At 72.6% G+C, this 19,002-nt stretch carries 16 protein-coding genes and 1 pseudogene; 13 read left to right on the forward strand and 4 right to left on the reverse strand.

The features are described from left to right. Window positions 1-4: 4 nt before the first annotated feature. The 6 genes from NOCJ54_RS0103880 to NOCJ54_RS0103905 all read left to right on the forward strand — a co-directional run bounded on the left by NOCJ54_RS0103880 (window position 5) and on the right by NOCJ54_RS0103905 (window position 7,496). The gene (locus NOCJ54_RS0103880; protein ID WP_028654424.1) at window positions 5-946 is read left to right on the forward strand and encodes a hypothetical protein; all 942 of its coding nucleotides are present in this window, start codon (window positions 5-7) and stop codon (window positions 944-946) included. Next, a complete protein-coding gene (locus tag NOCJ54_RS0103885) occupies window positions 943-2,322 on the forward strand; it encodes a hypothetical protein (RefSeq protein WP_028654425.1) in 1,380 nt (459 codons plus the stop codon). Before NOCJ54_RS0103880 ends, NOCJ54_RS0103885 begins: the two co-directional genes overlap by 4 nt. Before the next feature lie 230 nt (window positions 2,323-2,552). Further along, on the forward strand, window positions 2,553-3,572 hold the full coding sequence (locus tag NOCJ54_RS0103890; RefSeq protein WP_028654426.1) for an AurF N-oxygenase family protein: 1,020 nt from the start codon (window positions 2,553-2,555) through the stop codon (window positions 3,570-3,572). 35 nt (window positions 3,573-3,607) lie between these two features. Continuing rightward, window positions 3,608-5,299: an FAD-dependent oxidoreductase gene (locus tag NOCJ54_RS0103895; protein WP_028654427.1), complete on the forward strand. Its 1,692-nt coding sequence runs from the start codon at window positions 3,608-3,610 to the stop codon at window positions 5,297-5,299. Between the two features lie 20 nt (window positions 5,300-5,319). Next, a complete protein-coding gene (locus tag NOCJ54_RS28030; RefSeq protein WP_028654428.1) occupies window positions 5,320-6,033 on the forward strand; it encodes a TetR/AcrR family transcriptional regulator in 714 nt (237 codons plus the stop codon). Continuing rightward, complete coding sequence (locus NOCJ54_RS0103905) at window positions 6,030-7,496, forward strand: flavin-containing monooxygenase (protein WP_028654429.1); 1,467 nt, start codon at window positions 6,030-6,032, stop codon at window positions 7,494-7,496. The genes NOCJ54_RS28030 and NOCJ54_RS0103905 overlap by 4 nt, the downstream gene beginning before the upstream one ends. 228 nt (window positions 7,497-7,724) lie before the next feature. Here NOCJ54_RS0103905 and NOCJ54_RS0103910 read toward each other — a convergent pair whose 3' ends face one another. Beyond that, window positions 7,725-9,137 (reverse strand): vWA domain-containing protein, encoded by a 1,413-nt coding sequence (locus tag NOCJ54_RS0103910; protein ID WP_036516772.1) that lies wholly within the window; start codon window positions 9,135-9,137, stop codon window positions 7,725-7,727. A gap of 8 nt (window positions 9,138-9,145) precedes the next feature. Beyond that, window positions 9,146-10,024, reverse strand: coding sequence for an AAA family ATPase (locus tag NOCJ54_RS0103915; protein ID WP_028654431.1), 879 nt, complete (start codon window positions 10,022-10,024; stop codon window positions 9,146-9,148). 156 nt (window positions 10,025-10,180) lie between these two features. On the opposite strand from NOCJ54_RS0103915, the gene NOCJ54_RS0103920 reads away from it, so the two are divergent. The 7 genes and pseudogenes from NOCJ54_RS0103920 (at window position 10,181) to NOCJ54_RS23755 (ending at window position 16,449) form a co-directional block, all read left to right on the forward strand. After that, on the forward strand, window positions 10,181-10,618 hold the full coding sequence (locus tag NOCJ54_RS0103920; protein WP_157514782.1) for a hypothetical protein: 438 nt from the start codon (window positions 10,181-10,183) through the stop codon (window positions 10,616-10,618). Between the two features lie 237 nt (window positions 10,619-10,855). After that, window positions 10,856-11,821, forward strand: a pseudogene (locus NOCJ54_RS30655) (RNA polymerase subunit sigma-70); the annotation flags it as partial. A gap of 37 nt (window positions 11,822-11,858) precedes the next feature. Further along, the gene (locus tag NOCJ54_RS30660; RefSeq protein ID WP_442937289.1) at window positions 11,859-12,329 is read left to right on the forward strand and encodes a DUF6069 family protein; all 471 of its coding nucleotides are present in this window, start codon (window positions 11,859-11,861) and stop codon (window positions 12,327-12,329) included. 353 nt (window positions 12,330-12,682) lie between these two features. Beyond that, a complete protein-coding gene (locus NOCJ54_RS30665) occupies window positions 12,683-13,219 on the forward strand; it encodes a 2-keto-4-pentenoate hydratase (RefSeq protein WP_442937290.1) in 537 nt (178 codons plus the stop codon). After that, window positions 13,219-14,175, forward strand: a complete 957-nt coding sequence (locus NOCJ54_RS0103945; RefSeq protein ID WP_028654435.1) for an acetaldehyde dehydrogenase (acetylating) — start codon at window positions 13,219-13,221, stop codon at window positions 14,173-14,175. The genes NOCJ54_RS30665 and NOCJ54_RS0103945 overlap by 1 nt, the downstream gene beginning before the upstream one ends. Next, window positions 14,172-15,197: a 4-hydroxy-2-oxovalerate aldolase gene (gene dmpG, locus NOCJ54_RS0103950; protein WP_028654436.1), complete on the forward strand. Its 1,026-nt coding sequence runs from the start codon at window positions 14,172-14,174 to the stop codon at window positions 15,195-15,197. Before NOCJ54_RS0103945 ends, dmpG begins: the two co-directional genes overlap by 4 nt. Before the next feature lie 79 nt (window positions 15,198-15,276). Beyond that, window positions 15,277-16,449, forward strand: a complete 1,173-nt coding sequence (locus tag NOCJ54_RS23755; protein ID WP_198020091.1) for an MFS transporter — start codon at window positions 15,277-15,279, stop codon at window positions 16,447-16,449. Here the strand turns inward: NOCJ54_RS23755 and NOCJ54_RS0103960 are convergent. Together NOCJ54_RS0103960 and NOCJ54_RS0103965 are read right to left on the reverse strand one after the other, a co-directional pair. Then, window positions 16,424-18,139 carry an AMP-binding protein gene (locus tag NOCJ54_RS0103960; RefSeq protein ID WP_157514783.1) on the reverse strand — a complete coding sequence of 572 codons (1,716 nt, stop codon included), beginning with the start codon at window positions 18,137-18,139 and terminating at the stop codon, window positions 16,424-16,426. The genes NOCJ54_RS23755 and NOCJ54_RS0103960 overlap by 26 nt on opposite strands. A gap of 5 nt (window positions 18,140-18,144) precedes the next feature. Next, the gene (locus NOCJ54_RS0103965; RefSeq protein ID WP_028654438.1) at window positions 18,145-18,996 is read right to left on the reverse strand and encodes an alpha/beta fold hydrolase; all 852 of its coding nucleotides are present in this window, start codon (window positions 18,994-18,996) and stop codon (window positions 18,145-18,147) included. Window positions 18,997-19,002 lie beyond the last annotated feature (6 nt).

Here is a 19,002-nt window from a genome sequence, read left to right on the forward strand (position 1 = left end):
CGGCGTGCCCACGATCGACCTGACCACCGTCGCCACCCTCGCGAAGCGCGACCCCGCGGGAGCGGCGAATCCGCTCGACGCCGCGCCCCGGCGGCTGGGCCTGACCGTGCGCGAGCTGCAGCACGCCGCGACACTCGCCGGCGACGCCCCGCTCCCCTTCGAGGTCGCACCCCCGGCCGGGACCGATGTGATGCAGGACCGCCTCGGCGCGAGCCCGGCCACCACCGGCGACCAGGCTTACCGCGGGGTCGTCGCCGCCCTGCACGACCCGGCCGACAGCCTCGAGCGGCGCGGCCTGCTCGTGGACGGCACCCTCGACGCGGGGGTGGCCGGCGCGATCGGCCTGCTCGCCGCGCCCAGCACCGCCGTCGACATCGACCTGCGCATGGCCGGCATCCAGGCGAAGGTCTGGCACCGGCAGGGCGCCGGCGCGGTCGCGTCGCTGGCCACCGTCGACGGGATCGTCTTCGAGCTCGACTGGTTCGGCACCGACGCCTGGGCCGGCGAGCTGGCCCGGGTCGCGGCGATCACCGAGGACGTCCGCCTCGGGGAGTCCGCCGTGCCGTCGTACGTCGACCTCCCCTTCGAGCTCGCCGACACCGCCGCGGAGGCGACGCGGGTCGGTCGTGGCGACCTCCTCCCGGTCCTCGCCGCCCGGCACTCCGGTGCCGTCCTCGGTGCCGACGGGCCGCTGCCTGACGACGTCGTCGCCCGCGTGCTCGCGGCGCTCGCGGCCGAGGCGCAGGGTCGGCTGCGCGCGCTGGTGGCCGACGTGTCGGAGACGTCGGTCGGCGCCGCCGGCGTCGTGTCGTGGTCGCTGCTCGCCGACGGCTGGCGGACGCTGCGCCCCCACCGCGTCGACGGCGTGCCGCGGCTCGAGGTGCGCGCGGTCGAGCCCGCCGACCTCGCCACGGTGGTCGCCCCCGTGCTGGAGGAGATCCGGTGACCGGGACGGCGGCGTCCGACCTCCCCGACCACGCGGGCACGCCGGCCGGGCCCGACCAGCCACCGACCGCGGCCCAGGCCGCCGACCTGGCGGACAAGTACGACCAGATGCTGCGCCTGGCCGACCTCTTCGACGACGCCGGCGCGCAGATGCGGGCCTGGGCCAGGCTCGGCCGGGACGTGCTCACCGACCCCGACGTGGTCGACTCGGCGCGGCTCTCGCCAGCCACGTGGGCGAGCGCCGAGGAGGAGGTCCGGGCCGCGACGACGGGCAAGGACGGACTGCTCAGCCGGTCCATCGAGCTCGACGCCGACGCGCTGGTGCTGCGCGCGACCGTGCTGACCTACCGATGGATCGACGAGCTCCAGGCCGCGGCCTACCAGACCCTCGGCACGATCGCGGGCAAGGCGATCGGCTACCTCGCCCCGCAGGTGAGCCTCGGCGGCGCGATCGTGGCCGCGGGACTGATCGAGACCGATGCCCTCGACCGCGACGGCGTCACGACCTACCTCAACGAGCTCGCCGAGGCCAACCCCGAGGTCATGGAGCACGTCACCACCGGCGGTGGCCTGCTCGACAGCCTCCAGATGCGTGGCCTGCTCACGGCGGGGGTGTTGTCCGGCGAGGGTGGCCGGGCCGCCCGCGCCGGCGGCCTGCGCGCCTCCGGCATCGCGCCGCTCGCCGACGACTGGGGCGCGGCCCTGCGCGACGTCGCGGTCGACCTCGACGCCGGCGAGCCGGCGCCCGTGCCGGCCGACCTGGCCGCCGCGTCCGAGGTGCCGGCCGGCCTCGGGGACCTGATGGCGCTGCTGGCCGACGGTGACGACAGCCTGCTGGTGCGGGTGCTGCGGGTCGGGCCGGACCGGCTGCTCGCCTTCCTCTCCGGGGCCGCCGCGCCGACGCCGCGCGCCGGGCGCCTCCGGCTGGTCTCCGGTGACTCCTCGCGGCACGCGGAGGCCGTGGTGCGCGCCCTCACCGCAGCGGCCGCGGAGAGCCCGGGCGAGACCCGGGTGATGCTGGTGGGCCGCGGCACCGGCGGCTCGGCGGCGCTCGAGATCGCCACCCGCACCGACCTCCCCGGCTTCGTGGTCGACCAGGTCGTCACCGCCTCCGCGCCCGCCGCCGCACTCCCGGCGCTGCCGCCCCACGTCCGGGTGCTGTCCCTGGAGGACCGCAGCGACCCGGTCGCGCTCCTCGGCTCGCTGATCAACGCCGGCAGTGCCAACCGCCTCACCGTCGTGTACGACGCCGGCGCGGACCCCGACGTCCCCGCCCTCGTCGCGGGGGGCCGGGCGGCCGACCGCGCCGACCACCCCGAGCTCGCCGCGACGCTGGCCCGCTGGCGCGAGCTGGGCTACCTGCGCCCCGCGGGCTGACCGCCCGGTCCCCGCCACTCCGGCCCACGTCCGGTCGGACCGTCCGGGACCGTCCGACCGGACCGGGCTGCCGCGATCCGCGTCACGCCGCCCGCGGGGCCAGCACGTCGTCGTACCCGGATCTGCGACGAACTCCTTGACAAAACCGGGGTCAATGTATGCAACATGTTGTTGCGCTAACTGAGTGCATGCTCCGGACTTCGACGACGAAACAGATCGAGGAACCCACGATGACCGCCACTGCCGACCGCACCGCCGATCGCACCGCCGAGACCGTCCCCGGGCTGCCGGACACCACCGGGCTGGGCTACGAGGAGAAGCTCCGCATCCTCTCCGAGGCCTCCGTGCACCAGCACTTCGACGCGTTCCTCGACATCGCCTGGGACGACCCGGACTTCGAGGTCCGCGACGACGACCCGCGGTGGGTGCTGCCCGAGGTCGACTCGCTCGGCGGGACGGACTGGTACCGGTCGCTGCCCCTGGAGCGGCAGATCGCGATCGGGCAGTACCGGATGGCCAACATCATGAAGGTCGGCCTCCAGTTCGAGCAGCTGCTCATCGCCGGCGTGATGAACCACCTCATCGGCATGCCGAACGGCAAGGCGGAGTTCCGCTACTCCACCCACGAGGTGACCGAGGAGTGCCACCACACCCAGATGTTCCAGGAGGGCGTGAACCGCATCGGCCTCGACGTCCAGGGCGGGCCGGGCTGGTTCGTGAAGGTCGCGCCGCTGCTCTCGCTGGCCGGCCGCGCGCTGCCGAACGTCTTCTTCATGGGCATCCTCGCCGGCGAGGAGCCGATCGACCACCTGCAGAAGTCCGTGCTCCGCTCGGGCCACGAGATGCACCCGATGGTCACCCGCGTCATGCAGATCCACGTCGCGGAGGAGGCACGCCACATCGGCTTCGCGCACACCTACCTCGAGGAGCGCTCGAAGGACTACGGCCCGGTGCAGCGCTTCGGCCTCTCGCTCGCCTACCCCGTGATCATGCGGGTGCTGTGCGACGTGATCATGAAGCCGACCCGGAAGATGCAGAAGGACCTCGACATCCCGAAGGACGTCATGCGCGAGGTCTACTGGCGCTCGGAGAAGTCGCAGAAGCTGCTGCGCGACACCTTCGGCGACGTGCGGATGCTCGCCGACGAGCTCGGCCTGATGAACCCGGTCTCCCGCCGGGTGTGGCGCCTGCTCGGCATCGCCGGCACCGCGTCGCGCTTCCGCAGCGAGCCCAAGTCCGCCGCGGTCTGACGCCGCCGCCCACACCACCCACGCGAGCACCCGCCATGGCCTACGTCGTCACGCAGTCGTGCTGCGCCGACGCCTCGTGCGTCGTCGCCTGCCCGGTCAACTGCATCCACCCCGCCCCCGGCGAGCCCGGCTTCGGCTCCACCGAGATGGTGTACGTCGACGCCACCGCCTGCGTCGGCTGCGGTGCCTGCGCGACGGCGTGCCCGGTGGGCGCGATGGTGCCGGACGCGGCGCTCACCACCCAGCAGCTGCCGTTCGTCGAGCTGAACGCCGCCTACTACGACGCCTTCCCGCACGCCGACCGCACGCCGGTGGCGCTGGTGCCGCCGCAGCGCCGGCTCACCCGCCCCGGCCCGTTCCGGGTCGCGATCGTCGGCGCCGGCCCGGCCGGGCTCTACGCCGCCGACGAGCTGCTCAAGCACCCCGAGGTCGAGGGTGTCGACGTCTACGAGCGGTTGCGCACGCCGTACGGCCTGGTCCGGCACGGCGTCGCCCCGGACCACGCGTCGACCAAGCTGGTCACCCGGCTGTTCGAGGCGATCGAGCGGCAGCCGCGGTTCCGCTACTTCCTCGGCGTCGACGTCGGCGCCGAGGTGACCCTGGCCGACCTGCGGGCGCGCTACCACGCCGTCGTGTACGCCGTCGGCGCCTCCGCCGACCGCGCGCTGGGCATCCCCGGGGAGGACCTGGCCGGCTCGCTGCCCGCGACGGCGCTGGTCGGCTGGTACAACGGCCACCCCGACCAGCAGCAGCTCGACGTGCCACTGGACGCGACGCGCAACCCGTCGCGCCGGGCCGTGGTCGTCGGCAACGGCAACGTCGCCCTCGACGTCGCGCGGACCCTCGCCCGCCCGGTCGAGGTGCTCGAGCGCACCGACCTCGCCCCGCTCCCCCTCGAGCAGCTGCGGGCCAGCGACGTCGAGGAGGTCGTGGTGCTCGGCCGCCGCGGCCCGGCGCAGGCGGCGTTCACCGTCCCGGAGCTGATCGGCCTCGCCGCCCTCGACGACGTCGACGTGGTCGTCGACTGCGACCCGGCGCTGCTCGACGGCGCCGACCAGCGCAGCCGCCTGCTGCGCGAGCTCGCGGACCGCACGCCGTCCGGCGCCCCGGGCCGCCGCCGGATCGTGCTCTCCTTCGCCGTCTCCCCCGTCGAGGTGCTCGGCACCGACGGCCGGGCCACCGGCGTCCGGGTCGCCCGCAACCGGCTGGTCGAGGGCGTCGACGGGTTGGTGCGCGCCGAGCAGACCGGAGATGAGCGCGTCCTCGAGGCCGGCCTCGTCGTGCGCTCGGTCGGCCATCGCGGCCTGCCGGTCGCGGGCCTGCCCTTCGACGAGCGCACCGGCACCGTCCCGAACCGGGCCGGCCGCGTCGAGCCGGGCGTGTACGTCGTGGGCTGGGTCAAGCGCGGCCCGGTCGGCTTCATCGGCACCAACAAGACCTGCGCCCAGGAGACCGTCGAGAGCATCCTCGACGACCTCGACCGCGGCCGGCCCGAGCCGACCGGCACCCTCGACTCCGCCGCGGCGCTCGTGCGCGAGCGGGCCCCGCACGCCACCGGCATCGACGGCTGGCAGCGCATCGACGCCGCCGAGCGCGAGCGCGGCGCCGCCGCCGGGCGTCCCCGGGTCAAGGTCACCGACCCCGCCGACCAGCGGGCAGTCGCGACCGCCCCGGCCGTCGTACGTCGCCGCGGGCTCCTCCGGCGTACGGTGTCGCTGACGCCGTGACGATCCGAGGAGGTCTCGCCATGGGGACGGCGAAGCGCGACCAGACCGACGGCCGCAAGCGGCGCTGGCAGGAGCACAACGCCGCGCGGCGGCAGGCCGTCATCGACGCTGCCCTCGTCGTGCTCAACCGCGACCTGAAGCCCGGCGACGAGCTGAGCGTGCAGCAGATCGCCGCCGAGGCGGGGGTGCACCGCACGGTGCTCTACCGCTACTTCGACGACCGCGTCGACCTCGACCTCGCGATCCAGCGGGAGATCTGCCTGCGCGCCGGGGAGGTGCTGCTCAGCACGATCACGCTCGAGGGCACCATCCGCGAGATCACGCACCGCGTCATCGGCTCCTACGTCACCTGGGCGACCGAGAACATCGCACTGATGAGGTTCGTCGAGCGACAGGTCACCGGCACCACCGAACGCCCGCTGGACGACGCGATCGGCCAGTTCGCCGAGCAGATCGAGCTGCTGATCGGCGGCGTCATCGCCCTGGTCGACGCCGAGATCAGCGAGGACGACCGCGACGCGCTCACGCCCTGGGTCTTCCTGCTCGTCGGCGGCGTGATGTCCGCCGTGCGCAGCTGGAGCTCGCGCGCCGAGCTCCGCCCCGAGGCCCCGGCCTTCATCGACCTGCTCGCCGAGGTGACCTGGGCGCAGGTCGAGGGCCTGATGAACAGCCGCAACATCGAGGTGCCCGACGTCCCCGTCGAGCAGCTCCTCACCACGAAGGAAGCGCCATGACCGACACGCCTGCCCCTGTCGACCACGTCGACGTCCTCATCGTCGGCGCCGGCCTCTCGGGCATCGACGCGGCCTACCACGTCACGAAGCACCTGCCCGGCAAGACGTACGCCGTGCTGGAGATGCGCGACTCGCTCGGCGGCACGTGGGACCTGTTCCGCTACCCCGGCATCCGCTCCGACTCCGACATGCACACCCTCGGCTTCGGCTGGAAGCCGTGGAAGGGTGAGAAGGCGATCGTCGACGGCCCCGACATCCTCGCCTACCTGGAGGAGGCGGCGGCCGAGAACGGCATCGACGAGCACATCCGCTACCACCACAAGCTCCTGCACGCGGACTTCTCCACCGAGGACGCCCGCTGGACCGTGACCGTCGAGCGCACCGACACCGGCGAGACGCTGCAGCTGACCGCCGGCTTCCTGTGGTCGACGTCGGGCTACTACCGGTACGACGAGGGGTTCACCCCGCAGTTCCAGGGGATCGAGGACTTCGAGGGCCAGGTGGTGCACCCGCAGCACTGGCCCGAGGACCTCGACTACGAGGGCAAGCGGATCGTGGTCATCGGCTCCGGCGCCACGGCCGTCACCCTCATCCCCGCGCTGGCCGACTCCGGCGCCGGGCACGTCACGATGCTGCAGCGCACGCCGACGTACATCATCAGCCAGCCGGCCTACGACAAGGTCTCGGCGCGGATGTACCGCACCCTGCCCGACAAGGTCGCGCAGAAGCTGGTGCGCACCCGCTACCTCACCAGCCGGATCGCGTTCTACGAGTTCTGCCAGGCCCGCCCGAAGGAGTCACGCGCACTGCTGCGCAAGCTGCTCGAGCGCCAGCTCCCGGAGGACGTCTCCTTCGACGAGCACTTCAGGCCGCCGTACGACCCGTGGGACCAGCGCCTGTGCGCCGTGCCCGGCGGCGACCTGTTCAAGGCACTGCGCCAGCACACCGTCGACATCGTCACCGACCACATCGACCGGTTCACGCCGAAGGGCATCCTGCTGAAGTCCGGCAAGGAGCTCGAGGCCGACATCGTCATCACCGCCACCGGCCTCAACCTGCAGGTCTTCGGCGGCGCGACGCTGGCCGTCGACGGCGCGAAGGTGGAGCCCGCCGACACGATGGCCTACAAGGGCCTGATGCTCAGCGACATCCCGAACTTCGCGTTCATCATCGGCTACACCAACGCGTCCTGGACGCTCAAGGCCGACCTGGTGTGCGAGTACGTCGTCAAGCTGCTGCGCCGCATGGACGGGACCGGCAACCGCATCGCCGTCCCCCGCCGCGACCCGTCGGTCACCGAGGAGCCCTTCCTCGACTTCGAGGCCGGCTACGTCATGCGCTCCATCCACGAGCTGCCGAAGCAGGGCTCGTCGTACCCGTGGCGGCTGAAGATGAACTACTTCAAGGACCTGCTGGTCTTCCGCAGGCCGGTGGACGACGAGGCGCTGGAGTTCAGCGCCTGAGGCGGGTGGGGTTTCACCACCTGGGTGGTGAAACCCCGACCTGGCACACGAAATCAGGGCCGGATCGGCAAGTTTCGTGTGCTCAGTTGCGTAGTTTCACCACCTAGGTGGTGAAACCCCACTCAGCCCGCCCCCGGACCTGACCGACGAAACTCACACCTGACCGACGAACCTTCGTCGGTCAAGCGACAGTTTCGCCGGTCGACCGGCGAAACTGTCACGGCCGCCTCACCAGGCCAGGTCGTGCACGAACTCCTGCAGCTGGGCCAGGTTCCGGCACTCCACCATCGGCACGATCTCGCCGTACGTCGGCGCAGCGGAGTCGCCCGTCCCCCAGTTCCGCTCGTGCTCGGGGTTGAGCCAGAAGGAGCGCCTCACCGCGCCGGTCAGGCGGCGCAGGGTGTCCTCGTGGAGGTCGCTGTAGTTGGAGCGGGCGTCGCCGAGGATGAGCAGCGTCGTCTTCGGGGTGAGCGCGTCGAGGTGGTTCTCCTCGAATTTCGTGAACGCGCGGCCGTAGTTGGTGCGGCCCCACAGCGCGGCGTGGCTGGCCGACGCGGAGAGGTCGGCGAGCACGTCGACCGGGTCGGCGCCGGGGCGGAAGTGGCCGGTCACCTCGTGCACGTGGTCGATGAAGGTGAAGGCCCGCATGCTCTGGAAGACCTCGCGCAGCGCGAAGACGAAGAGCAGCGTGAACTGCGCGAAGTTCGCGACCGAGCCGCTGATGTCGCACAGCACGACGAGGTCGGTGCGGTGCGGGCGCTTCGGCCGGTGGTGCGTGGTGATGGGCACGCCGCCGGTGGCGATGGAGGCACGGACGGTACGACGGAAGTCGAGTGGCGCGGTCCGCGCGTGCCGCGAGTGCTGCTCCTTCGCGAGCCGGGTGGCGAGGCGCCGGGCGAGGGGGAAGATCTCCTTGCGCATCTCCTCCAGGTCGGTGCGCCGGGCGGCCATGAAGGCGAGCTTGTCGATGCTGGGACGGATCGCGACGTCGGCGATGTGGTCAGGCCCCTTCTCCTCGGCGATGCGGCGACGGGCGTCGTCCTCGACCAGCGCGGTGAACTGCCCGATCCGGCGGTTGGCCTGCCGGCGGGCGTCCTCCTCGTCGGTGCCGGAGCCGGTGTCGGCGAGCATGGCCTGCACGAGCCGGTCGACGAGCTCCTGCGGGGCGACGCGCTGCAGCGCGGTGTAGGCCGACCACGAGGACAGGCCGGGGCCGCGGCCGGGCATCGAGCCGAAGGTGCCGACCATCTCGGCGGCCATCATCCGCAGCTCGGTGGCGTCGACCTGCGGAGCCTCGAGCACCTGCGCGAGCCGGTCGCGGAAGGACACCAGCGCGGTGGCGTTGTCCTTCACCGGCCCACTGTCGTCATCGGCAGACTCCTCCGCGGCGGCCGCACCGTCGCCGACCATCGCCGGGAAGTAGACGTCGAAGAGTGCGTCGAAGGTGGTGCGCTGCGACTGCTTCTTGACCATCGTGGCCGCGAACGCGTCGCGGACGGTGGCCCGGTCGCTCCACCGCAGCGCCGAGAGGGCTGCGACGGCGTCGAGGTCCTCGGCCAGCGAGACGGACAGGCCGGCGCCCCGCAGCGCCTCGACGAAGGCGAGGTGGCGGTCGAGGAGTCCGGAGCGGTCGGCGCTCATCGCGTTCCTCAAGCCCGGTTGAGCTTGAGCTCCTTCGCGGCGCGGTCGTGGTCGGACTGGTGCTTGAGGACGGCGCCCAGGGTCTGCGCGATCGCGGCCTCGTCGAGGTCACGGATCTCCAGCGCGATGAGGGTGCGGGCCCAGTCGACGGACTCCGCGATCGACGGCGCCTTCTTCAGCTCCAGGTCGCGCAGCCGCGCGACGGTCTCCACGACCTGCTGGGCGATCCGGTCGTCGAGTCCGGGCACCTGCTGCTGCAGGATCTGCCGCTCCCGCTCGGCGTCCGGGTAGTCGATGTGCAGGTAGAGGCAGCGCCGCTTGACCGCCTCGGACAGCTCGCGGCTCGCGTTCGAGGTGAGCACGACGTACGGGCGCCGGGCGGCGGCCACCGTGCCGAGCTCGGGGATAGTGACCTGGAAGTCGCTGAGCACCTCGAGCAGCAGGCCCTCGACCTCGATGTCGGTCTTGTCGACCTCGTCGATGAGCAGCACCGTCGGCTCCTCGCGCCGGATGGCGGTCAGCAGCGGCCGGGTGAGCAGGAACTCCTCGGTGAAGATGTCGTCGTGGGTGGCGTCCCAGTCCTGCCCGCCGGAGCTCGCGGCGTTCGCGGCCTGGATGCGCAGCAGCTGCTTCTTGTAGTTCCACTCGTAGAGCGCCCGCGCCTCGTCCAGGCCCTCGTAGCACTGCAGCCGGACCAGCTCGGCGCCGGTCGAGCGCGAGACCGCCTTCGCCAGCTCGGTCTTGCCGACCCCGGCCGGCCCCTCCAGCAGCAGCGGCTTCTCGAGCGCGCCCGCGAGGAAGGTGGTGGTCGCGGTGGCGGCGTCCGCGAGGTAGCCCGCGGCCTCGAGCCGGGTGGCGACGTCGCTCGGTGAGTCGAACCAGGTCATGGCCTCATCCTGCCTGCTGCACGGTGGTGGCGGCGCGGCACCTGTCACAGATCACACCCGACGCCGCGCACACCGGTCGTGACCCGCGGCGGTCCGTGTCGTTGTGATCGGCAACGGGGACGACCACCACGACGACAGCGACCAAGGGGGGGAACGATGTCTCATCGTGTTGCCCCGGTTGCCTGGCTGCGCGTCGCGGTCCACTCGCTGCATACGACGACCACGGTGGCCGGCATGACGCTGCTCGTCGGCTTCGGCGCGCTCGGCGTAGTCAGCGAACCGTCGATGAGCACGCCCGAGCGCCACATCGACATGGCCGCGGGCCCGCTGGACGACCTGATGCAGGACAACCGCTGCTCCTTCACCGGGTTCGACAAGTCGGTGATCCCGAGCTCGGCGATCGTGCGCACCCCCGAGGGTGACACCAAGCTCGTGTCCTTCGACCACGGGTGGGACGTCTTCAGCGGCCGGGTCGCCGGCACGCTCGTGGCCGTGTGCCTCGGCCCGGAGCGGGAGCAGCCTGCCACTGACGAGGCCGCCGTGCCGACGCCGGCGCCCTTCCACCACGGCCCGCGCAACGCCGCACCCCACTGATCCTCCACTTCCTCAGGGCGTGAGCGCCCGGCCGAGCAACGCCAGCACCAGCGCCGGCTGGCCTGTCGTCGTACCGGTGCCACCAGGCACGCCGTCCGCACCTCCGGTCCGGTGGTGCCACGCGCGGTCCGCCCTTGCGGTCGTCCCGACACCGCCCCGCCGTCCCGGCGAGTGATGAGTTCTCGCGCCCCCTGCCGTCACACGTGATGACAGGACACGATGAGAGAGGACGAGACGATGATCGTGGACACCACCACCAACCTCACCGTCGAGGAGGCCGGCATGGTCGCGGAGGTCGACGAGCCGCAGTTCGCCGAGCTGGTCGAGCGCCACCGGCGCGAGCTGCACGTGCACTGCTACCGGATGCTCGGCTCCTTCCAGGACGCCGAGGACACCGTGCAGGAGACCTTCCTGCGCGCCTGGCGCCGGCGGGAGACGTACGAGGGCCGTTCCACCTTCCGGGCGTGGCTCTACCGGATCGCCACCAACGCCTGCCTGGACCTGCTCGCCCGACGCCGGCCCGAGCCGGCCAGCGGCGAGGTGCGGTGGCTCCAGCCCTACCCCGACCGGCTGCTCGACGAGCTCGCCGCCGACGACGCCGACGAGCCCGAGGTGGTCGCGGTGGCGCGCGAGACGATCGAGCTCGCGTACGTCGTCGCGGTGCAGCACCTCGCCCCGCGACCGCGCGCGGTGCTGATCCTGCGCGACGTCCTCGGCTGGCCGGCCAGGGACGTCGCCGAGATGCTCGGCAACACCGTGAACTCGGTCAACAGCGCGCTGCAGCGGGCCCGCGCCGGCATGCGCGAGCACCTGCCCACCGACCGCCAGGACTGGACCGGCAGCGAGGACGACGACACCCGCGACCTCGTCCGCCGCTTCACCGACGCCAGCGTCGCCGCCGACGTCTCCACCCTGGCCACCATGCTGCGCGAGGACGTGCGCTGCTCGATGCCACCCATGCCGGGCCTGTACGTCGGGCGCGACGCCGTGGTGCGCAACTGGGTCGAGGACGGCTTCGAGTCGATGACCGGGCTGCGGGCCGTCCCGACGGCCGCCAACCGCCAGCCCGCGATCGCCTTCTACGAGTGGCAGGAGGACGAGGGCGCCTGGCTGCCGCTCACCATCGACACGCTGCGCATCAGCGGCGGGATGGTCACGGAGATCTTCACCTTCCACGCCGACCAGTTCCCGCGGCTCGGGCTCCCCGAGCGGCAGACGACACCGAGGGGCGGTGACGACGATGGTCCCCACGACCGCCTCCACGGGCACCCCTGCCCCCACGACCGGGCGCCGCGACGCCCCCGGACCCCGCGGCCTGCGCCGGGTCCTCGGCACCGCCGCCCTCGCCGTGCCGGCCGCGACGGCGGCCACCACCCTGGCCGGCGCCGCCGCCCGGGCCCTCGGCGTCGAGCTCGAGGTGCCGGACGACGGCGAGCGGGTCCCGCTCGGCGGCATCGCCGTGCTGACCGGCTTCTTCTCCACCGTCGGTCTCGTCCTCGCCGTCGCCCTGCACCGCTGGAGCACCCGGGCGGCCGCGCGGTTCGTTCAGGTGAGCGTCGCGCTGACCGCCGTGTCGATGGCGCCGCCCTTCCTCGTCGGTGCGAGCCTTCCGACCGCCTGCACCCTCGCCGCGCTCCACCTCGTGGCGGCCGCGATCGTCGTACCGGCCCTGGCCCGCGCACTGCGGCCCGCGAATCGCCGGCAGCAGTAGGCGCGAGGAGAGTCGCCGGGCGTACCGCTGGACGGAACTCGGCCTTCAGCACCACGCCCGGCGCCCGGAGGGTGGAGCCCATGAGCGACACCCTCCTCGAGTCCGACACCGCCGTGGCCCAGGCCGCGGAGCGCCTGCGCTCCGCGGCTGCCATCGGTGTCGCCTGCGCTCCGGTCCGTGACCTGATCGGCGCCGCCGACATCGCCCGTGCCTACGCGGTCCAGCAGCAGGTCAACGGCGCCCGGGTCGCGGCCGGGGCCCGGGTGGTCGGCCGCAAGATCGGCCTGACCTCCTCGGCGGTGCAGCAGCAGCTGGGCGTCGACCGTCCGGACCTGGGCGTGCTCTTCACCGACATGGAGCACGACGCGGCCAGACCGGTGCCCGTGGACCGCTACCTCCAGCCGAAGGTGGAGGCCGAGATCGCCTTCGTCCTGGGCACCGACCTCGTCGACGGCGAGCTCGACCTGGACCAGGTGCGCGACGCCGTGCACCACGCCGTGGCCGCGATCGAGATCTGCGACAGCCGCGTCGCCGGGTGGGACATCACGTTCGGCGACACGGTCGCGGACAACGCATCCGCCGGCGGCTTCGTGCTCGGGACCGTGCGGCGGGCGCTGGCTGACTTCTCGCCCGTCGACGCGGTGATGTCGATGACGGTGACCGGTCAGGAAGACTCGACCGGCACCGGCGCCGACTGCCTCGGCGACCCCCTGCTCGCGCTGCAGTGGCTGGCCCGGACGGCCCGCGACCTCGGCGACCCGCTGCGGGCCGGCCAGGTCGTCCTCTCCGGTGCGCTCGGCCCGATGCGCCCCGCCACCCCTGGCGCCCAGGTGGAGGTGTCGATCAGCGGCCTGGGCTCGCTGTCCATCACCTTCGCAGAGGAGGCGTGATGTCGGACCGCACGAAGGTCGCGATCATCGGGTCGGGCAACATCGGCACGGACCTGATGATCAAGGTCATGACGACCGCGAAGCACCTCGAGATGGGTGCGATGGTCGGCATCGATCCCGCCTCCGACGGCCTGGCCAGGGCCCGCGACCTGGGGGTCGCGACCACGCACGAGGGCGTCGAGGGCCTGGTCGCCCTGCCCGGCTTCGACGACATCGACATCGTCTTCGACGCCACGTCGGCGAAGGCACATTTGCACAACGACGCGCTGCTGCGCCCCCTCGGCAAGCGCCTGATCGACCTGACCCCGGCCGCTGTCGGCCCGTACGTCATCCCGGCGGTCAACATCGACGAGCACCTCGACGCACCGAACGTGAACATGGTGACCTGCGGTGGACAGGCCACCATCCCCGTGGTCGCCGCGATCTCACGCGTCGTGCCGGTCGAGTACGCCGAGATCGTCGCCTCGATCGCGTCGAGGTCCGCCGGTCCGGGCACCCGCGCCAACATCGACGAGTTCACCGAGACCACCTCCGCCGCCATCACCGCGGTCGGCGGGGCGCGGCGGGGCAAGGCGATCATCATCCTCAACCCCGCCGAGCCGCCGCTGATGATGCGCGACACCGTCCTGGCCCTGGTCCACGCGCCCGATCCGGCCACCCACGACGAGGTCCGCGCCAGCATAGAGAAGATGGTCGCCGACGTCGCGGCCTACGTCCCCGGCTACCGGCTCGTGCAGGACGTCCAGGTCACCCCGGTCCCCGAGGACCAGCCGGTGCACACCCTGCTCGCGGAGGACGCCGACAGCAGCACGCGGCCGACCCACCAGGTCTCGGTGTTCCTGGAGGTCACCGGCGCGGGGCACTACCTGCCGGCGTACGCCGGCAACCTCGACATCATGACGTCGGCCGGCCTGCAGGTCGCCGAGCGGATCGCGGCGGCAGGGACAAGCGCATGAGCACCCCCATCTTCGTCCAGGACGTGACCCTGCGCGACGGCATGCACGCCGTGCGGCACCGGATCGACACCGAGGACGTCAAGCGGATCGTCGTCGCCCTCGACGAGGCGGGCGTCGACGCCATCGAGGTCGCCCACGGCGACGGGCTGGCCGGCGGGTCGCTCAACTACGGGCCCGGCTCGCACACCGACTGGGCATGGATCGAGGCCGCGGCCTCGGTCCTGGAGCGGGCCCGGTTGACGACCCTGCTGCTGCCCGGCGTCGGCACCGTGCACGAACTGAAGCACGCCTACGACCTCGGGGTCCGCTCGGTGCGGGTCGCGACCCACTGCACCGAGGCCGACGTCGCGGCCCAGCACATCGAGGCGGCGCGCGAGCTCGGCATGGACGTGTCGGGCTTCCTCATGCTGTCCCACATGGCCTCGCCGGAGGACCTGGCGCAGCAAGCGAGGCTGATGGAGTCCTACGGCGCACACTGCGTCTACGTCACCGACTCCGGCGGCCGGCTGACCATGGACGACGTCGCCGCCCGGGTCCGTGCCTACCGCGACGTCCTCGATCCCGCCACGGAGATCGGCATCCACGCCCACGAGAACCTCTCATTGTCCGTGGCGAACTCCGTGGTCGCGGTCCAGAACGGCGTCCGCCGCGTCGACGCCTCGCTTGCCGGGCACGGCGCTGGCGCCGGGAACTGTCCGCTCGAGGCGTTCGTCGCCGTGGCCGACCTCTCCGGGTTCGAGCACCGCTGCGACCTGTTCAAGCTGCAGGACGCGGCCGACGACATCGTCCGCCCCCTGCAGGACCGCCCGGTCCGGGTCGACCGTGAGACCCTCACCCTCGGCTACGCCGGCGTCTACTCCTCCTTCCTCCGCCACGCCGAGCGCGCAGCCGAGCAGTACGACGTCGACGTCCGCGACATCCTCATGGAGTGCGGCCGCCGCGGCCTCGTCGGCGGCCAGGAGGACATGATCGTCGACATCGCCCTCACCATCGTCTCGGCGCGGACGACCGTCCCCGCCTGAGGTGCCCACCGTCCCGGGCCGCGGCAGCGTCGCAGCCACGACCAGAGCCGCGGTCCGGGACGACCGGGGGTGGTGGCCGGTGGCCCCTGCCCTCTTCGCCCTGGCGTGGGGCGGCAACCAGTTCACGCCCCTCCTGGCGATGTACCGCGACCTCGAGGGGTACGGCGCGGCGACGGTCAACCTCCTGCTGGCGATGTACGTCGTCGGGCTGGTTCCGGGCTTCCAGCTCGTCGGGCCGTTGTGTAACCGGTTCGGCCGGTCCACCTGCGTCCGGGCAGGCCTCGTCGTCTCGGCCCTGTCCAGCGTGCTGCTGGCACTCGCCCCCGGGCAGCCTGCCGTCCTGGCGCTGGGACGGCTGCTGGCCGGGTTCGCCGTGGCTGTCGCCATGGTGGTCGGCACGACCTGGGTGGACGAGCTCACCGACGACGCCGCTCCCACCGGCACCGCGGCCCGGCGGGCCGCCACCACGCTGACCCTCGGGTTCGGCATCGGGGCGGGCGTCGCCGGCTGCCTCTCCCAGTGGGCACCGTGGCCGCGCGTGCTGCCGTACCTCGGGCACGTGCTGCTCGTCGTGGCGGCCGCCGTCGTGCTGCGGGGTGCGCGGGAGACGGCGCCGCCCGGCCCGGGGCCGGGCAGGTGGGTCGACCTGCGCCTGCCGCGGTGCCACCGGCACCGGTTCCTGTGGCTTGTGCTGCCGACGGCACCGTGGGTGTTCGCGTCGGCGGGCCTCGCCTACGCGATCGTCCCCGAACTGGTGCGCGAGGAGACGGACGGGCTGCGCGTCGCGTTCGCGACCCTGCTCACCGTGCTCACCCTGGGCTCGGGTGCAGTGGTCCAGCGCTGGGTGCCTGCACTCGGCCGGGTGACCGGGCACCGGGAGGCCCTGGTCGGGATCAGCACGATGGCGGTCGGTGTCGTCCTCGTGGCCGTCGAGGTGCACGTCCGCTCCGTGCCGCTCGCGGTCGTCGCGGCCCTCGTCCTCGGCAGTGCCTACGGCATCACGATCGTCGCCGGCCTGGTCGAGGTGCGCCGGATCGCCGCCGAGGAGGAGCTCCCGGGCCTGACCGGTGTCTTCTACGCGCTGACCTACGTCGGCTTCGCGCTCCCGGCCGTGCTCGCGGCGCTGCTCCCCCTCGTCGGCTACGGCACCTCGACTGCCGTGCTGGCAGCCTGCTGCGTGGCGTGCGCGCTGGCCACCGCCCGCGGCCTGGCCGCGGGCGGTGCTGTCAGCTCGCGCGCGACTCGCCCTTGAGCAACGGGAAGTCGTCGTCGCGGTACTCCCCCGCCGGCCGCTGGCCCTCCACCTCGACCTCACGGTGGCGCAGCTCGACCCGACGGATCTTCCCCGAGATGGTCTTCGGCAGCTCGAAGAACTCCAGCCGACGCACCCGCAGGTACGGCGCCAGGTGCTCTCTTGCGTACCGCAGGATCGACTCCGCCGTCTCCGGACCCGGCTCGTGCCCGTCCACCAGCGCGACGTACGCCTTCGGCACCGCCAGTCGCACCGGGTCCGGCGCCGGCACCACCGCGGCCTCCGCCACCGCCGGGTGCTCGATCAGCACCGACTCCAGCTCGAACGGGCTCACCTTGTAGTCCGACGCCTTGAACACGTCGTCGGTGCGGCCCACGTAGGTGATGTAGCCGTCCTCGTCGCGTGCCGCCACGTCGCCGGTGTGGTAATAGCCGCCCGCCATCGCATCCGCGTTCTTCTCCGGGTCACCCTGGTAGCCGGTCATCAGCGCGACCGGGGACGCCGAGAGGTCCAGGCAGATCTCGCCCTCGCCCACGCCGTGGACCATCTCGCCGCTGACCGGGTCGACCAGCACGCTCGGGACCCCCGGCAGCGGACGGCCCATCGAGCCGGGCTTCACCGGGGACCCGGGCGTGTTGCCGATCTGCGCCGTGGTCTCGGTCTGGCCGAACCCGTCGCGAATGGTCAGGCCCCAGTGCTGCTCGACCTGGCTGATCACCTCGGGGTTCAGCGGCTCGCCGGCGCCGACGAGCTCGCGCAGCGGCGCGGGCTTGGTCCCGAGGTCGGCGTTGATGAGCATCCGCCACACCGTCGGCGGCGCGCAGAACGAGGTGACCCGCTCGGTGTGCAGCCGGTCGAGCAGCGTGGAGGCCTCGAAGCGCTGGTAGTCGTGGACGAGGATCGTCGCCTCGGCGTTCCACGGCGCGAACAGCGACGACCACGCGTGCTTCGCCCAGCCGGGGCTGGAGATGTTGAGGTGCACGTCGCCGGGACGCAGGCCGATCCAGTACATCGTCGACAGGTGGCCGACGGGGTAGGACGCCTGGGTGTGCTGCACGAGCTTCGGCCGCGACGTCGTGCCGCTCGTGAAGTACAGCAGCAGCGGGTCCTCCGGACGCGTCCCCGGGTGCGGGAGGTCGACACCGGCGTGCTGGGCGGTGTCGGCGAGCGGGGTCCAGCCGGCACGGTGGCCGACGACGACGCGGAGGTAGTCACCGGGCACCTCGTCGAACTTGCCTGCGTCGCCCTCGCCGCACACCACCGCCCGGGCGGAGGTGCGCTCCAGCCGGTCACGCAGGTCGGCGGGGCCGGCGGCCTGAGCGGTCGGCACGATGACCGCACCGAGCTTCATCACGCCGAGGACGACCTCCCAGAGCTCGACCTGGTTGCCGAGCATCACCACGACCGGGTCACCCCTGCCGACGCCGAGGCTCGCGAGCAGGTGCGCGACCCGGTTGGACCGCACGACCATCTCGTCGAACGTCACGGCGGTCCGCGAGCCGTCCTCGGAGAGGACGACCAGCGCCTCCCTCTGGTCGTCGCGCGCGAACGCGTCGAACCAGTCGTGCGCCCAGCACCACCGCTCACCCACGTCGGGGAAGGAGAAGCCAGCGACGGCGGCGTCGTGGTCGCCACGCCACGCGAGCAGCTGGTCGCGCGCCGCGCGGAAGGAGGCCGTCGCGTCGGTCACCGGGCTCACCCCGCCAGGCCCAGGTACTGGACGATCACGTCGTTGAAGTCGCCCGCCCGCTCGATCTGCGTCCAGTGGCCGCAGCCCGCGAACACGTGGAGGTCGGCGTTCGGGAGCAGGCGCAGCATGGTCAGGGCGACGTCGACGGGGACGATGCTGTCCTCGCGCCCGTGCACCAGCAGGGTCGGGCGGGTCACGGCGCGCACCTGCTCCTCCGTGATCCCGAGCTGCCCACCGGCGTGGTCGGGGTGGAAGAACATCAGGCGGTAGGCCTCGTGAGCACCGGGAGCGGCGCTCGCCTCGTACCGGATCTGCACCAGCTCGTCGGTGATCAGGTCCGGGTCGACCGCGAAGTGCCCGCGCAGCAGGTCGCGCATCGCCTCGGGCGACGGCTCGTACGCCCGCAGTGCCTCGAGGCCCTTCGTCATCGTCATGCCCACCCCCGGGGCACCCATCAGCACCAGCCGGTCGAGGCGGTCCTGGTCGTCCTCCGCCATCTGCAGCGCGATCCGGCCGCCGAGCGAGTTGCCGACGATCGACACCTTCTCCAGGCCGAGGGCGTCCAGGAAGCCCCACACGTGGTCGGTCCAGGTGCGCAGGCTGTAGCGCACGTCAGCAGGACGCTCGGTGTGTCCGAAGCCGACGATGTCGAGGGCGAGTGCCCGAGCGTGCGCGGCCACGGCGGGCAGGGCGTGCTGCCAGTTGGCGTAGGCGGAGACGCCGGGCCCGGAGCCGTGCAGGAACAGCACCGGCGTGCCGGAGCCGACGTCGTGGTAGTGCGTGGACGTGCCGCGGACGTCGATGAAGGCGCCGTCGACGAGGTCCGTCGGCGAGTGGGAAGCAGTTGAGGTGGTCACACCGCG

Origin of the sequence: Nocardioides sp. J54 (assembly GCF_000519005.1) — a bacterium.
In the GTDB taxonomy this organism is placed as follows: domain Bacteria; phylum Actinomycetota; class Actinomycetes; order Propionibacteriales; family Nocardioidaceae; genus Nocardioides.

Bases quoted from the DNA above. Each gene is read 5' to 3' on its own strand.
- NOCJ54_RS0103890 (WP_028654426.1), top strand. From the start codon at position 2,553: ATGACCGCCACTGCCGACCGCACCGCCGATCGCACCGCCGAGACCGTC.
- NOCJ54_RS0103895 (WP_028654427.1), top strand. From the start codon at position 3,608: ATGGCCTACGTCGTCACGCAGTCGTGCTGCGCCGACGCCTCGTGCGTC.
- NOCJ54_RS28030 (WP_028654428.1), top strand. From the start codon at position 5,320: ATGGGGACGGCGAAGCGCGACCAGACCGACGGCCGCAAGCGGCGCTGG.
- NOCJ54_RS0103905 (WP_028654429.1), top strand. From the start codon at position 6,030: ATGACCGACACGCCTGCCCCTGTCGACCACGTCGACGTCCTCATCGTC.
- NOCJ54_RS0103910 (WP_036516772.1), bottom strand. From the start codon at position 9,137: ATGAGCGCCGACCGCTCCGGACTCCTCGACCGCCACCTCGCCTTCGTC.
- NOCJ54_RS0103915 (WP_028654431.1), bottom strand. From the start codon at position 10,024: ATGACCTGGTTCGACTCACCGAGCGACGTCGCCACCCGGCTCGAGGCC.
- NOCJ54_RS0103920 (WP_157514782.1), top strand. From the start codon at position 10,181: ATGTCTCATCGTGTTGCCCCGGTTGCCTGGCTGCGCGTCGCGGTCCAC.
- NOCJ54_RS30660 (WP_442937289.1), top strand. From the start codon at position 11,859: ATGGTCCCCACGACCGCCTCCACGGGCACCCCTGCCCCCACGACCGGG.
- NOCJ54_RS30665 (WP_442937290.1), top strand. From the start codon at position 12,683: ATGGAGCACGACGCGGCCAGACCGGTGCCCGTGGACCGCTACCTCCAG.
- NOCJ54_RS0103945 (WP_028654435.1), top strand. From the start codon at position 13,219: ATGTCGGACCGCACGAAGGTCGCGATCATCGGGTCGGGCAACATCGGC.
- dmpG (WP_028654436.1), top strand. From the start codon at position 14,172: ATGAGCACCCCCATCTTCGTCCAGGACGTGACCCTGCGCGACGGCATG.